Annotated in this window: 13 protein-coding genes and 1 riboswitch; of the genes, 6 read left to right on the top strand and 7 right to left on the bottom strand. The window is 75.0% G+C overall.

The annotated features are described in order from the left end of the window. Positions 1–15: 15 nt before the first annotated feature. The gene (locus RBJ77_RS46325) at positions 16–1254 is read right to left on the bottom strand and encodes an MFS transporter (RefSeq protein WP_372350462.1); all 1239 of its coding nucleotides are present in this window, start codon (positions 1252–1254) and stop codon (positions 16–18) included. A gap of 83 nt (positions 1255–1337) precedes the next feature. Between RBJ77_RS46325 and RBJ77_RS46330 the strand changes: the two genes are divergently transcribed. The 3 genes from RBJ77_RS46330 to RBJ77_RS46340 all read left to right on the top strand — a co-directional run bounded on the left by RBJ77_RS46330 (position 1338) and on the right by RBJ77_RS46340 (position 3874). Further along, positions 1338–2282 (top strand): LysR family transcriptional regulator, encoded by a 945-nt coding sequence (locus RBJ77_RS46330; protein ID WP_372350463.1) that lies wholly within the window; start codon positions 1338–1340, stop codon positions 2280–2282. Positions 2283–2337: 55 nt separating this feature from the next. Beyond that, the gene (locus RBJ77_RS46335) at positions 2338–3300 is read left to right on the top strand and encodes a S8 family peptidase (protein WP_372350464.1); all 963 of its coding nucleotides are present in this window, start codon (positions 2338–2340) and stop codon (positions 3298–3300) included. 133 nt (positions 3301–3433) lie between these two features. Next, positions 3434–3874, top strand: coding sequence for a hypothetical protein (locus RBJ77_RS46340; RefSeq protein ID WP_372350465.1), 441 nt, complete (start codon positions 3434–3436; stop codon positions 3872–3874). Here the strand turns inward: RBJ77_RS46340 and RBJ77_RS46345 are convergent. Further along, on the bottom strand, positions 3865–5733 hold the full coding sequence (locus RBJ77_RS46345; RefSeq protein ID WP_372350466.1) for a DUF6049 family protein: 1869 nt from the start codon (positions 5731–5733) through the stop codon (positions 3865–3867). The two genes, RBJ77_RS46340 and RBJ77_RS46345, sit on opposite strands and share 10 nt — an antisense overlap. Positions 5734–5846: 113 nt before the next feature. After that, positions 5847–6257: a VOC family protein gene (locus RBJ77_RS46350; RefSeq protein ID WP_255970896.1), complete on the bottom strand. Its 411-nt coding sequence runs from the start codon at positions 6255–6257 to the stop codon at positions 5847–5849. A gap of 111 nt (positions 6258–6368) precedes the next feature. On the opposite strand from RBJ77_RS46350, the gene cbiE reads away from it, so the two are divergent. Continuing rightward, positions 6369–7616 carry a precorrin-6y C5,15-methyltransferase (decarboxylating) subunit CbiE gene (gene cbiE / locus RBJ77_RS46355; protein ID WP_372350467.1) on the top strand — a complete coding sequence of 416 codons (1248 nt, stop codon included), beginning with the start codon at positions 6369–6371 and terminating at the stop codon, positions 7614–7616. After that, on the top strand, positions 7613–8362 hold the full coding sequence (cobM, locus tag RBJ77_RS46360) for a precorrin-4 C(11)-methyltransferase (RefSeq protein ID WP_372350468.1): 750 nt from the start codon (positions 7613–7615) through the stop codon (positions 8360–8362). The genes cbiE and cobM overlap by 4 nt, the downstream gene beginning before the upstream one ends. Positions 8363–8374: 12 nt before the next feature. On the opposite strand, the gene RBJ77_RS46365 is transcribed toward cobM, so the two are convergent. Beyond that, positions 8375–9499 carry a cobalt-precorrin-5B (C(1))-methyltransferase gene (locus RBJ77_RS46365; protein WP_372350469.1) on the bottom strand — a complete coding sequence of 375 codons (1125 nt, stop codon included), beginning with the start codon at positions 9497–9499 and terminating at the stop codon, positions 8375–8377. An 11-nt stretch (positions 9500–9510) separates the two neighbouring features. On the opposite strand from RBJ77_RS46365, the gene RBJ77_RS46370 reads away from it, so the two are divergent. Beyond that, entirely contained in the window at positions 9511–10284 is a 774-nt protein-coding gene (locus tag RBJ77_RS46370; RefSeq protein WP_372350470.1) for a cobalt-precorrin-6A reductase, read from the top strand. Here RBJ77_RS46370 and cobJ read toward each other — a convergent pair. The 3 genes from cobJ to RBJ77_RS46385 are packed head-to-tail and all read right to left on the bottom strand — an operon-like array spanning position 10264 to position 13696. Beyond that, the gene (gene cobJ, locus RBJ77_RS46375) at positions 10264–11799 is read right to left on the bottom strand and encodes a precorrin-3B C(17)-methyltransferase (protein WP_372350471.1); all 1536 of its coding nucleotides are present in this window, start codon (positions 11797–11799) and stop codon (positions 10264–10266) included. The genes RBJ77_RS46370 and cobJ overlap by 21 nt on opposite strands. Beyond that, complete coding sequence (locus RBJ77_RS46380) at positions 11796–12437, bottom strand: precorrin-8X methylmutase (RefSeq protein ID WP_372350472.1); 642 nt, start codon at positions 12435–12437, stop codon at positions 11796–11798. The genes cobJ and RBJ77_RS46380 overlap by 4 nt, the downstream gene beginning before the upstream one ends. A gap of 14 nt (positions 12438–12451) precedes the next feature. After that, complete coding sequence (locus RBJ77_RS46385) at positions 12452–13696, bottom strand: cobalamin biosynthesis protein CobG (protein WP_372350473.1); 1245 nt, start codon at positions 13694–13696, stop codon at positions 12452–12454. Between the two features lie 102 nt (positions 13697–13798). Then, positions 13799–13868, top strand: a riboswitch (cobalamin riboswitch). The last annotated feature ends 37 nt before the right edge of the window (positions 13869–13905 follow it).

The raw sequence follows: 13905 nt of genomic DNA on the forward strand, positions 1-13905 counted from the left end.
GGGTGGCGGCGGGAATCAGACCCGGTCGACCGGCGGCGCCAGCCGCTCAGCGGCCGCCCGGCCCCCGGCGAGCGGCCGCAGCAGCAGCGGTGTGGCCAGCAGCAGGACGCCCGCCGCCGCCAGCGCGGGGCGGATGCCGACGAGCGCCGCGAGACCGCCCCACGCCAGGGTCAGCGTCGCGGTCGTCGCGCTGCCCGTGACGGACCAGGCGGTGAGGACCCGGGCCACCGTGCCGGGCTCGGTCTGCTGGAGGCGGTACGTGGCGTAGACCGGGTTGAAGACGCCGCAGCAGGTGATCAGGCCCAGTTCGATCACGACGACCAGCGCAAGGCCGCCCGCGCCGGGGCCGACGAACGCGAGGCCCACCGGCCAGACCACCCGCGCCACCGCGCTCACCCACAGCACCCGCAGCTGCCCGAACCGGGCGGCCAGCGGACGGGCGAGCCGGGAGCCGACGAGGCCGCCGAGGCACGGCAGGCCGAAGGCGAGCCCGTACTGCCAGGGCGCGAAGCCGAGGTCGCCGAGCATCAGGACCGCGACCAGCGGCGCGCCCACCATGATCAGGCCGTTGACGAGGACCGTGTTGAGGAACAGGGGGCGCAGCACCGGGTGGCCGAGGATGTGCCGCCAGCCCTCGCCGAGGCCGAGCGCGCCCCGTGCGGCGGGCGGGGCGGGCGGCTGTTCGGGGGTGCGGATCGCGCGGAGGCCGAGCGCGGACAGGACGTAGCTGGCGGCGTCCAGGACGACGGTCGTCAGCGGTCCGAACGCGCTGATCAGCGCCCCGCCGAGCGGCGGCCCGACCGCGGTCGCCGTCCACTGCGTCGACTCGAACCGGCCGTTGGCGACCAGGAGCCTTTCCCCGCCCAGGAGTTGCTTCAGATACGCGCCGCTCGCCGCCTTGAAGGCGATGTCGGACGCCGCGACGACCACGGACACCACCACGAGGTGGCCGAACGACAGCGCGCCGAGCGCGAACGCGGCGGGCAGCGACAGGAGCGCCGCGCACCGGACGAGGTCCGCGCCGATCATCACCGGACGCTTGTGGCGGAACTCCACCCACGGCCCGAGCGGCACCGCCACCAGCGCCCCCATCGCGAGCCCCGCCGCCGCGAGGAACGACACCTGCGCCGCCCCGCTGTGCAGCACCAGCACCGCGATCAGCTGGAAGGCGTCGAGCGCCAGCCAGGTCCCCGCCGTGCTCGCGGTGTACGCCGCCCACAGCCATCCGAAGTCCCGCCCGAGCCTCACTCTCATGAGCTGCGATCCAAGCGGCGCGGCAGGGGCCCGAGCAAACAACCGACACGGCCGGACCGTACAACCCGTGGTTGTATGGCGAGGTGGATGTCGAAGCCGTACGCACCTTCGTCGCCGTCGCCGACGAGGGACAGATCCAGATCGCCGCGCAGGAGCTCGGCGTGAGCCAGCAGGCCGCCTCCAAGCGGATCGCCGCACTGGAGCGGCAGCTCGGCGTCCGCCTGTTCACCCGCACCCCGCGGGGCGCCCGGCTCACGCTCGACGGGCAGGCGTTCCTGCCGCACGCCAAGGCCGTGGTGCGCGCCGTCGAGCGGGCGGCCGGGGCGGTGGCGCCGGGGCGGCGGCCGCTGCGGGTCGACGTCATGGGGACCCGGGTGAGCGTCGCCGGTCTGGTCCAGGACTTCCACCGCGAGCACCCCGACGTCCCCCTCGACGTGGTGGCGACCGCCGCCGACGGCCGGGCCGTGCTCGCCGCCGTGCGCGACGGCAGCCTGGACGCCGGGTTCTGGGCGCGCCGCGTCCCCGAGGACCAGCTGCCGTCCGGGGTGCGCAGCACGCGCGTGTACGACGAGCCGATGCTGCTCGTCACCGGCACCGGGCATCCGCTGGCCGGCGCGCAGACCGTGGCGATGGCGGACCTCGCCGGGCACCGCATCGCGATGCCGGGGCTCGCCGAGGGCAGCGAATGGGCCGCGTACTACGCCGAGCTGGCGCGGGAGTTCCGGCTCGACATCGACACGTCGGGCCCCTCGTTCGGCTCGGACTACCTGCTGCAGACGGTCGCCGGGTCGGCGACGGCGGCCACGTTCATGGGGCCGCGCACCCCGCTGGCGTACCCGGCGGGCCTCGACCTGCGGACGATCCCCGTACGCGATCCGATGCCGGTGTACCCGCACTCCCTGCTGTGGCGCGCGGACAATCCGCACCCGGGCCTGACGGCGCTGCGCGCGTACCTGGCGCGGGAGTACGCGGGCGCACGTCCGGCGGACCACTGGACACCGGACTGGGAGCAGGCCGCACGGCGGTAACCCACACGGCCCGCCCCCACATGCGTGAGGCGGGGGCCGACCGCACGCTCGGAGCATGCGCACCCGTACACCTCTCGCCCTCTGCCTGGCAGCCACCCTCCTCCTCGCCACCGCCTGCGGCGACGACAGCGAGCCGGACCCGATGCGGGACGACCAGTGGGCGCTCGACGCGATCAAGCTGCCCGACGCCTGGGACACGTCCGAGGGCGACGACACGGTCATCGCGGTCGTCGACAGCGGCGCCGACCTCGACCACCCGGACCTCAAGGGCCGGCTGGTCGACGGCTACGACTTCGTCGACAACGACGACGAGCCCAAGGACCTGAACGGCCACGGCACGCACGTCTCCGGCATCGCCGCCGCGCACACCGACAACGGCGTGGGCATCGCGGGCGGCGCCCCCGGCGCCAAGATCATGCCGGTGCGGGTGCTCGGCGCCGACGGCAGCGGCTCCAACGCGAACATCACCAAGGGCATCGTCTGGGCCGCCGACCACGGCGCCGACGTCATCAACCTCTCCCTCGGCGAAGGCCCGCTGATGTCGAACCTGCTGCAGGGCGGCATCCTCAACCAGGCCATCCAGCACGCCCACGACAAGGGCGCGGTCGTCGTCGCCGCGGCCGGCAACGACGGCGCGGACACCCAGCCGTACAAGGTGCAGACCCCCGTTCTCGTCGTCGGCGCCAGCACTCAGGCGGGCACGGCCGCGGACTTCTCCAACTTCGGTGCGGAGCAGGCCGTCTCGGCCCCCGGAGTCGACATCCTCTCCACGCTCCCCACGTACCGGACCAAGGAGACCCTGAAGGACACCTCGGGGTACGGCGAGCTGTCCGGCACCTCGATGGCCTCGCCCTACGTCGCGGCCGTCGCCGCGCTCCTGCACGACGAGGGCCTGGAGCCCGACGAGATCATCGCCACGATCCGGGACACCGCCGTCAACCCGAAGGACAACGCCAAGCTGGGCCTCGGCATCGTGGACGCGAAGGCGGCCGTGCAGAAGGCCGACGACGCCGACTGACGGGCCGGCGCCCGGTGACATTTGTACCGGCAGGGTGAGGACGCCTCGCTCTGCCGGGACCCGCCCCCCGTCCACGAAGCTCGGTGGTACCGGAAACGGACCACACACCACGGACGGCACAGGGGGCTGGGACATGAGCGGCGAGACGGCTACGGGTCAGGTCATGCGGGGCACCGACTTCAAGGGGCTGCCCACCTGGTACTTCCCGATCATGGGCTGCCTGGCCGGCGTCTTCGACGTCGCCCGCGCCTACCCGGCCGTGTACTGGGTGATCCCGATCGTGCTGATCGTCAACCTCACCCTCACGCTGACCGTGCTGCGGACCCGGATGCGGCTGATGCGGGCCCTGTGGAAGAACAAGCGCACCCGGTTCCTCGCCGTCGGCCTGATCGCCGTCCGCTTCGCGGTGCGCGCCGCGCTCGGCGCCCTCGGCTTCGCCCTGGGCACGGCCGCCGGCGGGGTCGCCGTCGGCATCGTGATGGCCGTGCTCGGTACGGCCATGGGGTGGGGCGACCAGTGGGTGATCCTGCGGACGCTGCGCCGCGGCGAGGCGAAGGCCCGGACTCAGTCCTGACCCGAGGAGCCCCCGGAGCCCCCGGAGCCGCCCGTGTCGCCTGTGCCGCCCGTGCCCTGCGGGCCCCCGGCCTGCTGCGCCCCGCGCCGCCTGCGCACCCGCCGCATCCGGAACGCCGCCGCCAGCACGATCAGCCCGATCCCCGTCGCCACCACGGCGATCGCCCCCGACGACACCGACGTGACGTCCACGTCGAACGTCATCGGCTCGCCCCACGGCCGGCCGTCGCTGGTCGTGTAGAGGCGGGCCGTCAGCTCCGCCTTGCCGTTGGCCTTCGCGGTGACCCGGATGGGCGAGGTGTGGCTCGCCGAGCCCGCCGCCTCCACCGCCAGCTTCCCGTCGTTGACCCGCAGGCGCTCCGCGTCGCTGGACGTCAGGCGCAGTTCGAGCCCGGACACCGGCTGCTGGAGCCCGTTGTCGACCGTCACCGGGATCGTCGCGTCGCCCGAGGTGAGCGTGACGGTGGTCTTCGGGACCAGCCGCAGCGACGCGACCGACGTCGACAGGAACGCGGACGTGCGCTGCTGGAACGTCTCCTGCGCGCCGTCGTCCGTGTCCCGCCAGGCCGTGGACAGGGCGCGGGCCATCGCCGCGTGCACGGACGCCGTGGTGGTCTTCGGGTCGGCGAGCACCTTCGACAGCGTCTCCAGGCCGTCCAGATCGCCTGCCACGGCCGTGAGTTGAGCGGCCGTCAGCTCGGTGGACCGGAGTCGTGCCGGGTAGTCCGCGCTCGCGTCGGCCGTGCCGTCCACCGGATCGTCGTCCGAGGTGCGGATGCCCTCCAGGTCGAGCCAGCCGTCGTCGGTGCCGGCGTCGAGCGCCGCACCGAGCGTCTGCGCCGCCGTGCCGGACAGGTCGCGGGGCGGTACGAGGACGGGGCGGGTGTTCGCCTTCAGGAGCGCGGTGATCCGGGTGACCGCCGCCGGGTCGGGGCTGTCGGGATCGCCCGGTTCCGCCGGCGACGGGGAGGGGGACGGCGACGCGTCGTCGGTGCCGGTCGGCGAGGGCGAGGGCGACGGGCTCGGGGACGGGCTCGCCGTCGGGCCCTCGTCCTCGATGCGGGACAGCGCCGTCGTCAGGTCCGGGTCGTACGGGAGCGCGGTCTGCGCGTCGTCGCCGCTGCCCAGGGTCACCGGGTCGGCGCCCGCCGGAGCGAGCCCCGTCCCCGACGCGAGCAGCCGCGTCACCCCCAACTTGGCGCTCAGCGCGGTCACTTCGGTGTCGAGGGCGCCGTCCGCCGGCCAGCCGAGGCCCGCCCGCGTCCCGGTGCCGAGGATCCGGTCGACCTGCTCCTTCGCGCCGTCCGCGAGCCCCGCCACCACCTCCGTCAGATCGTCGGTGTCGGGTCCCGGGTGATGGGCGAGCGAGGCGAGGTCCGTGTCCGCGTACGGCAGCAGCCACACGTCACGGCCCTCGACCGCGTCCTTCAGATGGGCCAGCCAGGTCCGCGCCGCGTTCTGGCCGGCGCCCTGCGAACTGTCCTGCGGATTGCTGGAGCCGGCGCTGTCCGCGACCCGGTAGCCGTTCGCCATCGCCTGCGCGGCGATCACCAGGTCCGGGTCGACGACCCAGCTGACCTCGCGGCCCTTGCCCGCGTCGACGACCTCGCGCAGCCGCCCGCCGTCCGCGAACAGCCCGGCGAGCGTGTCGGCGTCGAAGACCGCCTGTGCGGTGGAGCCGGAACCGAGCGCCGCCGCCGTCATGTGCGGGGTCGCGACGACCGGCCACACGACGGAGGCGTGCACCGTGGCGTCGTCGTCCGCCGCGCTCGCCGGTGTCACCGTGCCCGGCAGCGCCGCCGACGCCCCCAGCACCACGGCGGACACGATCCAGGCCCGCGCCGCCCCGTACCTCGCCATGTCCGTCCGTTCCTCCCGCTCGGTGGTCCCCTGAGGTAACACCGTGGAGGAGGCCCGCACGGGGACCGGGCGGCCGGGCGGCGCGTCGGCCCCGGCCCCTTCCCGGCCCCGCGTCAGCCCTCGGTGGCCTCCAGGCCCGACCCGACCCGCAGCAGGTTCCCGTCGAGGTCGACGAGCGCGAACTCCCGCATCCCGTACACCGTGTCGTCGGGTTCGACGAGCCGCGGCGTCGCGTACGGGTCGGTGCTCAGACCCGTCGCCCGCCACTCCTCGCACAGCGCGTCCACGACGTGCGCGCCCTCGTCGAGCCGCAGGTACAGGGCGTGCGCCGTGCTCAGCGGATCGGTGTCGGGGGCGTGGAAGAAGTGCAGTTCGACGTCGTCGCGCCGCAGGATCAGATAGCCGTCGTCGGGGTAGTGGCCGTCGACCGCGAAGCCGAGGTCCGCGTAGAAGGAGATCGTCAGCGCGAGGTCACGGCTCGGCATGATCGGCGCGGGACGGCCGGTGAGGCGGGTGCGGGACATCGGCGCTCCAGGGGCGTCGGCGGGGGCGCCGCTGTCGCCCGATAGAGTGCGGCTCCCTTGACTTCTCGTCACCCTCCCGAGCATGACGCACCCCGCACGAGGTACCAGGCAGTGACTCCCGCGAACCCCGCCCGACCCGCGGCGACCGTGGTCGGGATCGGCGCCGACGGCTGGCCGGGACTGCCGGAGGCGTCCCGGGCGGCCCTGCGGGAGGCGGACGCCGTCGTCGGCGGCCCGCGTCAGCTCGCGCTGCTGCCCACCGCCGAGTGCCCGGCCGAGCGGGTGCCGTGGCCGTCGCCGCTGCGGCCCGCGGTGCCCGGCCTCCTCGACCGGTTCCGGGGGCGCCGCCTCGCGATCCTCGCCAGCGGGGACCCCATGTTCTACGGGATCGGCCGGACCCTCACCGAAACCGTCGGCGCATCCGCCCTGCGCGTCCTGCCCCATCCTTCCTCCGTCGCGTACGCCTGCGCGCGGCTCGGCTGGCCGGTGGAGGAGACCGAGGTGGTCACGCTGGTCGGCCGCCCCGCCGACCGGCTCGCCGCCGCCCTGCACGACGGCCGCCGGATCCTCGTCCTGTCGGCGGGCGCCGACACCCCCGCGCAGGTCGCCGCGCTGCTCGCCGACCGGGGCTTCGGGCCGAGCCGCCTCACCGTCCTGGAACAGCTGGGCGCGGAGGCCGAGTCGGCGTACGAGGGCGTCGCCGAGCAGTGGACGCACGGGCCCGGTGACCCGCTGAACGTGATCGCGGTCGACTGCGTGCTGGCCGCCGGGGCGCTGCGCCTGGGCGCGGTGCCCGGCCTGCCGGACGCCGCGTACGAGAACGACGGCCAGCTCACCAAGCGCCACGTCCGCGCCGCGACCCTCGCCGCGCTCGCCCCGGCGCCCGGGGAGCTGCTGTGGGACGTCGGCGGCGGCTCCGGATCGATCGGCGTGGAGTGGATGCGCAGCCACCCGTCGTGCCGGGCGTACGCGGTGGAGCGGGACCCGCGCCGGGCGGACCGGATCGCCCGCAACGCGGCCCGGCTCGGCGTCCCCGGCCTGCACGTCGTGACGGGCCCGGCACCGGCGTCGCTCGACGGACTGCCCGCCCCCGACGCGGTGTTCATCGGCGGCGGCCTCACGGCCCCCGGCCTCCTGGACGCGTGCTGGGCGGCGCTCGCCGCGGGCTGCCGCCTCGTCGCGAACACGGTGACGCTCGAATCCGAGGCGCTGCTCACCACCTGGTACCGGCGCCACGGCGGCGACCTGACGAAGCTCTCCGTCGCGCACGCGGTGCCGGTCGGCGGGTTCACGGGATGGCGGCAGGCGATGCCGGTCACGCAATGGTCCGTAACGAAGCTTGGGGTTGAGGAACGATGACCGTCTACTTCGTCGGGGCGGGCCCCGGCGCCGCCGACCTGATCACCGTGCGCGGCGCGCGCACCCTCGCGTCCTGCCAGGTGTGCCTCTACGCCGGTTCGCTCGTCCCGCGCGAACTCCTCGCCGAGTGCCCGCCGGACGCCCGGCTGATCGACACGGCGAACCTCGACCTGGACGCCATCGAGCGGGAGCTGGTCGCCGCCCACGAGGCGGGCCTCGACGTGGCCCGCCTGCACTCCGGCGACCCGTCCGTCTTCAGCGCCGTCGCCGAGCAGATGCGCCGCCTGGACGGCCACGGCATCCCCTACGAGGTGGTCCCCGGCGTCCCCGCGTTCGCGGCGGCGGCAGCGGCCCTGAAGCGGGAGCTGACCGTCCCGACCGTCGGCCAGACGGTGATCCTCACCCGCGTCGCGCAGCAGGCCACGCCGATGCCGCCCGGCGAGGACCTGGCGACGCTCGGCGCGAGCGGCGCGCTCCTGGTCCTGCACCTGGGTGCCCGCTACGCCGACCGCATCGTGGCGGAACTCCTCCCGCACTACGGCGCCGACTGCCCGGCCGCCGTCGTCGCCTACGCCAGCCGCGCCGACGAACTCGTGCTGCGCGGCACGCTCGGCGACATCGCGGACCAGGTGAAGGCGGCGGGCGTGCTGCGCACCGCGGTCATCCTGGTCGGCCGGACCCTGGCCGCCTCGCAGTTCCGCGACAGCCACCTCTACTCGGCGGAGCGCGACCGGCACGTCTGCTGAACCGGCCCGTCCCTACCGGACGGCGCTGCGGCCCACCACGTTCCCGGCCCGGTCGATGCAGATCACGTCGACCGCGACCGGGGCGCCGCGCAGCACGAGCAGGGCCTGGTCGCGGGCCTCGGCGGCGACCAGGTCGCCGAGCGGGACGCCCGCCGCCACGCAGGACTGGAGGGCGGCGAGGCCCGTGTTGGCCTCGGCCACCTCGCGGGCCAGCGCCTCGGACGCGCCGCCGCGCCTGGCCAGCTCCGCCAGGAAGCCCTTGTCGACCTGGGAGCGGGCCGAGTGCAGGTCCAGATGGCCCGCCGCCAGTTTCGACAGCTTCGCGAAGCCGCCGCAGAGCGTGAGCCGGTCCACCGGGTGACGGCGGACGTACTTGAGGACGGCGCCCGCGAAGTCGCCCATGTCCAGCAGCGCGTCCTCCGGCAGATCGTGCTCACGGACCACCGTCTTCTCCGACGTGGAGCCCGTGCAGCCCGCCACGTGGGTGCGGCCCGCCGCCCGCGCCACGTCCACGCCCCGGCGGATCGAGTCGATCCACGCCGAGCAGGAGTACGGCACGACGATGCCCGTGGTGCCGAGGATCGACAGTCCGCCGAGGATGCCCAGGCGCGGGTTCCACGTCGAGCGGGCGATCTCCTCGCCGTGGTCCACGGAGACGGTGACCTCCACGTCCCCGGTGCCGCCGTGGGCCGCCGCGACCTGCGCGACGTGCGTGCGGATCATCTCGCGGGGCACCGGGTTGATCGCCGGTTCGCCGACCGGGAGCGGGAGGCCGGGGCGGGTGACCGTGCCGACGCCGGGGCCCGCGCGGAACACCACGCCCGAGCCGGGCGGCAGGGCGCGGACCGTGGCGCGGACGAGCGCGCCGTGGGTGACGTCCGGGTCGTCGCCCGCGTCCTTCACCACGCCCGCCGTCGCCGACGCCGCGTCCCGGGACTCCACCGCGAGCGCGAACGACGGCGTCTGGCCCTTCGGCAGCGTGATCGTCACCGGGTCGGGGAAGTCGCCGGTCAGCAGCGCCGTGTAGGCGGCCGTGGTCGCCGCCGTCGCGCAGGCCCCGGTCGTCCAGCCGGGCCGCAGACCCGTGTGCTTGAGTTGGGCCCCGCGACCCCCTTTCGGCTCAGTCTTGTCACCCATGGAGTTCCCCGATGCACGTTCTGATCCTCGGTGGGACGACCGAGGCGCGGCGGCTCGCCGAAGCACTGGTCCCGGAGCCCGGCACGCAGGTCACCAGCTCCCTCGCGGGCCGGGTCGCCGCGCCCCGGCTGCCACCCGGCGAGGTGCGGATCGGCGGGTTCGGCGGCGCCCAGGGGCTGGCGGAGTGGCTGCGCGCGCACGCGGTGGACGCGGTCATCGACGCCACCCATCCCTTCGCCGAGACGATCAGTTTCAACGCGGCCGCGGCGGCCGCCACCGCCCATGTTCCCCTGCTCGCGCTGCGCCGGCCCGGCTGGGTGCCGGGCGACGGCGACGACTGGCGCGAGGTCGCCTCGCTGGCCGACGCCGCGCAGGCCGTACGGGGCGCGGGCCGGGTCTTCCTCACCACCGGGCGGATGGGCCTCGCCGCGTTCGCGCACGTCGACGACGCCCACTTCCTCGTACGGTCCGTGGACGCGCCCGAGCCGCCGTTCCCGCCGCACATGGAGGTGCTGCTGGAGCGCGGCCCGTTCACCCTCGACGGGGAACGCGACGTCATCGCGCGGCACCGCATCGACGTCCTCGTCACCAAGGACAGCGGTGCCGCCGCGACCGCGCCGAAGCTGACCGCTGCGCGCGAGGCGGGCATCCCGGTCGTCGTCGTCCGCCGCCCACCGGCTCCGCCGGGGATCCCGGTGGCGGCCACCGTGCCGGAAGCGGCCGCGTGGCTCGACGCCACGGGGCTCCGCCCCGGACCCCGCTCCTCAAGCGCCGGAGGGGCTTGAATCCACCTCCGGATACCGGCGCGGCGTCCACGCCACCGTCCGGCCGTCCGCACGGACGACCGCCTGCGTCTGCGACGAGCCGACGATCAGTAGCGTCCGCATGTCGACGACGGCCGGGTCGAGGTCGGCCAGCTTCACCACACGGACCGACTCCTCGGGGCCGCCGACGTCGCGGGCCAGGACCACCGGGGTGTCGGGCAGCCGCACTTCGAGGAGCAGTTCGCGGGCCTTGCCGACCTGCCAGGTACGGCTGCGGGAGCCCGGGTTGTACAGCGCCAGGACCAGGTCCGCCGCCGCGGCCGCGCGCAGCCGCTCCGCGATCACCTCCCACGGCTTGAGCCGGTCCGACAGGGAGAGCGTCGCGTAGTCGTGGCCGAGCGGGGCACCCGCCTTCGCCGCCGCGGCGTTGGCGGCGGTCACCCCGGGCAGCACGCGCACCGGCACGTCCGTGTACGCGTCCTGCGACGCCACCTCCAGGACCGCCGTGGCCATCGCGAAGACGCCCGGGTCGCCGCCGGAGACGACCGCAACCCGCCGCCCGCGCCGCGCCAGGTCGAGCGCGAACTCGGCGCGCTCCGACTCCACCTTGTTGTCCGAACCGTGGCGGGTCTGCCCCGGGCGGACCGGGACGCGGTCCAGGTACGTGGTGTAGCCGACCAGGTCGTCGGCGTTCGCCAGGGCGCCGCGCGACTCGGGGGTGAGCCAGGGCGCGCCGGCCGGGCCCGTGCCGACGACGACGACCTCGCCGCGCGCCGGGTCGGGGTCCACGACGGGCGTCGCGTCGATCCGCGAGGGCAGCACGGCCACCGAGAAGTACGGGACCGAGTCCGGGTCGATGTCCGCGAGGCGGCCGGTCCGCTCGCCCGCCATGAACGCCCGCTCGACGTACCGGGCGTCGTCCAGCCGGCCCGAACTCTCCATCGCCGCGCGGACCTTGGTGAAGGTCCGCCCCAGCTTCATCACCACGGCCGAGTCGGCGGCGGCGACGCGCGCGGCCAGCTCGTCCTCGGGCAGCGTGCCCGGGATGATCGTGAGGGTCTCCTTGTCCTCGCACAGCGGCTCGCCGAGGCGGGCCGCGGCGGCGCTGATGGAGGTCACCCCGGGGATCACGGTCGCGTCGTACCGGTCCGCGAGCCGCTTGTGCATGTGCTGGTACGAGCCGTAGAACAGCGGGTCGCCCTCCGCGAGCACGGCGACCGTGCGGCCCGCGTCGAGGTGCGCGGCGAGCGTCGCGGCGGCCTCCGCGTAGAAGTCGTCGAGCGCGCCCCGGTAGCCGCCGGGGTGGTCGGTGGTCTCCACGGTGAGCGGGTACATCAGCCGCTCCTCGATCTGGTCCTCGCGGATGTGCTCCGCGGCGATCGAGCGGGCGATGGACCGGCCGTGGCGCGCGCAGTGGTAGGCGATGACGTCGGCCGACGCGATCGCCTTCACGGCGGCGACCGTCATCAGCTCCGGGTCGCCGGGCCCGAGCCCGACCCCGTACAACCGGCCCTTGGCCACAGGTGCGTTGCTCATGCCTGGATCTCCACCTCGGTCGCTATGGCGTTGAGCGCGGCGGCCGTCATGGCGCTGCCGCCGCGGCGGCCCCGGACGACCAGGTACTCCAGGCCCAGGTCGTTCGCGGCGAGCGCGTCCTTCGACTCGGCGGCGCCGACGAAGCCGACGGGGATGCCGAGGACGGCGGCGGGCCGGGGCGCGCCCTTGCCGATCATCTCCAGCAGGTGGAAGAGGGCGGTGGGCGCGTTGCCGATGGCGACGACGGCGCCGTCGAGCCGGTCCCGCCACAGTTCGAGGGCGGCGGCGCTGCGGGTGGTGCCCAGCTCCGCGGCCAGGCCGGGGACCGCGTCGTCCCGGAGCGTGCAGATCACCTCGTTGTCGGCGGGCAGCCGCTTGCGGGTGACGCCACTGGCGACCATGTGGGCGTCGCAGAGGATCGGCGCACCGGCGCGCAGGGCGGCCCTGGCCTTCGCCACGACGCCGGCCGAGTGGCCGATGTCCTGTACGAGATCCACCTGGCCGCAGGCGTGGATCATGCGGACCGCGACCTGGGCGACGTCGGCGGGCAGGCCCGCGAGGCCGTCCGCGGCCTCGGCGCGGATGGTGGCGAAGGACTCGCGGTAGATCGCCGCGCCGTCCTTCTCGTAGTCATACACGAGGTTCGGCTCTCTCAACTGGTTGCGGGGTGGGGGTGGTTGATGTCGTACGTGCCGTCGGGGCGGGCCACGACGTCCACGTACGGGCCGGTGGGCCGGCCGCAGCGGCGCTCGCAGCCGGACCAGTACGTGGGGAGGTCGGGGTGGGCGTCGGCGAGGTGGGCGGTGGCGTCGGCGCGGACGTCGGCGTGCGACTTGGCGCAGCCGGGGCGTCCGATGCAGGCCGCTACGCGGGTCCAGGGGGTCGGTTCTGTTGCGGTCGGCTCGGCGCCGGGAATGACGATGCCCCTCCAGGGGGTCAACCGGAGTTCTTGTTGCGGGAGTTGGGCGGCCCGGTCGGTGAGGTCGGCCCACTGGTCACCGGTGATGGTTCCGAACGGAGGGAACACTTCAGCCCCTCCGGCGTTTGAGGAGCGGGGTCCGGGGCGGAGCCCCGTGGCCTTCGCGCCGTTGCCGGTTGCTGATCCGTCGGCGGCTGCCGCGCCGTCGTGGCTGGTCGCGCAGTTCCCCGCGCCCCTTGCGGGGCCCCATGCCAAGCCGGCCCCATGAAGCCGGTCACCCACTCTCGCCATCAACTCACCCTCCGCCAGGCCCAGTTCGCGGACACGCCACACCCGCCGACCGGTCACCTCGCGGGCCGATTCCGCGAAGACCTCCGAGGCCAGGACCGCCGCCCGGGCAGCCGTGTCGTAGGGGAGGCGGAGGCCGGCCGGCTCCGTGGCGAGGCGGAGGAGGGCCGAACCGTCGGGGAGGCCCCGCAGCAGGACATCGGGAGCCAGCGCGGCGACGTCCCCGCGACCGTCGTCGAGCGCGAACAGGAACCGCCCGGACAGCTCCGGAGTGACGGAACTCGCACACAGCGCCGCGTCGAGCCCGGTCAGCCAGCCCCGTACGTCGACGTGGCCGCGCCCGTCGAGCCCGGACATCGGCGACGCCACCACGTTGCGGACCCGCTCGTGCGCGGCCGACGGCAGCAGCCCGGCCGCACCGAGCCGCTCGGCCAACTCACCGCCGCAGCCGTCCCGCAGGCCCCTGAGCTGGACGTTGCCGCGCGAGGTGAGGTGCAGCACGCCGTCCCCGAGCCGCCCCGCCGCCGCGCCGAGCGCCCGCGCCTGCGGCACCGTCAGCACCCCGCCGGGTATCCGCACCCGCGCCAGGAACCCGTCGTCCGCGGCGTGCAGCCGCAGCGCGCCCGGGCAGGCGTCGCCCCGGGACGTAACGGACGTACCGGGATCAGGGGGTATGGGGGAGTCGGGCATGCCGGGGAGCATACCCATCGCCCTGTGACGGGCGTCCCGTACCAGGTCATGGCCCGGACCCGTACGATGCAGGGAACAACATCGCCAGCGACGGCGACAGGGGAGGAAGCCCGGTGCGATTCCGGCGCGGTCCCGCCACTGTGAACCCCCACCGGGGGTGAGCCAGGAACTCCCGCCGTCCGACACCACCCGGGGCGCGGACACCCCGA

This window comes from Streptomyces sp. KL116D (genome assembly GCF_030766975.1).
GTDB lineage: Bacteria > Actinomycetota > Actinomycetes > Streptomycetales > Streptomycetaceae > Streptomyces > Streptomyces longispororuber_A.

What these genes read in the sequence shown, in the direction of transcription:
- RBJ77_RS46325 (WP_372350462.1), bottom strand. Translation starts at nt 1,254, where the DNA reads ATGAGAGTGAGGCTCGGGCGGGACTTCGGATGGCTGTGGGCGGCGTAC.
- RBJ77_RS46335 (WP_372350464.1), top strand. Translation starts at nt 2,338, where the DNA reads ATGCGCACCCGTACACCTCTCGCCCTCTGCCTGGCAGCCACCCTCCTC.
- RBJ77_RS46340 (WP_372350465.1), top strand. Translation starts at nt 3,434, where the DNA reads ATGAGCGGCGAGACGGCTACGGGTCAGGTCATGCGGGGCACCGACTTC.
- RBJ77_RS46345 (WP_372350466.1), bottom strand. Translation starts at nt 5,733, where the DNA reads ATGGCGAGGTACGGGGCGGCGCGGGCCTGGATCGTGTCCGCCGTGGTG.
- RBJ77_RS46350 (WP_255970896.1), bottom strand. Translation starts at nt 6,257, where the DNA reads ATGTCCCGCACCCGCCTCACCGGCCGTCCCGCGCCGATCATGCCGAGC.
- cobM (WP_372350468.1), top strand. Translation starts at nt 7,613, where the DNA reads ATGACCGTCTACTTCGTCGGGGCGGGCCCCGGCGCCGCCGACCTGATC.
- RBJ77_RS46365 (WP_372350469.1), bottom strand. Translation starts at nt 9,499, where the DNA reads ATGGGTGACAAGACTGAGCCGAAAGGGGGTCGCGGGGCCCAACTCAAG.
- RBJ77_RS46370 (WP_372350470.1), top strand. Translation starts at nt 9,511, where the DNA reads ATGCACGTTCTGATCCTCGGTGGGACGACCGAGGCGCGGCGGCTCGCC.
- cobJ (WP_372350471.1), bottom strand. Translation starts at nt 11,799, where the DNA reads ATGAGCAACGCACCTGTGGCCAAGGGCCGGTTGTACGGGGTCGGGCTC.
- RBJ77_RS46385 (WP_372350473.1), bottom strand. Translation starts at nt 13,696, where the DNA reads ATGCCCGACTCCCCCATACCCCCTGATCCCGGTACGTCCGTTACGTCC.